1 protein-coding gene is annotated in these 383 nt (G+C 64.5%); it reads left to right on the top strand.

Annotated features, from left to right (window positions below; all coding sequences use genetic code 11):
- On the top strand, positions 1 to 383 hold a 383-nt coding region (locus X744_RS139615), incomplete at both ends, for a substrate-binding domain-containing protein (protein WP_023763266.1).

Here is a 383-nt window from a genome sequence, read left to right as displayed (position 1 = left end):
GTCGCCATCCAGCAGCGGCTGATGGACGATCTGGTGACCGCCGGCGTCAAGGGCATCATGGTCTCGGCCGTCGATCCCAAGACCTCGACCGATGGCCTGAACAAGATCGCTTCGCAAACGGCGCTGTTCACCACCGATAGCGATGCCCCGCAGACCAAGCGTGTCGCCTATATCGGCTCTTCCAATGTCGACGCCGGCAAGCAGGCGGCCGAAATCGCCAAGAAGGCGATGCCGAACGGCGGCAAGTGCCTGGGCTTCGTCGGCCTGCTTGGCGCCGACAATGCCAAGGAGCGCATCCAGGGCATGAAGGACGGCCTCGCCGGCACCAAGATCGAACTGGTCGACGTGCGCGGCGACGACATCGACCAGGCGCGCGCCAAGAA

Source organism: Mesorhizobium sp. LNHC252B00, from assembly GCF_000502955.1.
In the GTDB taxonomy this organism is placed as follows: domain Bacteria; phylum Pseudomonadota; class Alphaproteobacteria; order Rhizobiales; family Rhizobiaceae; genus Mesorhizobium.
Note: the sequence above shows the minus strand (reverse complement) of the source record. Positions and strands in the feature narration are given on the sequence as shown.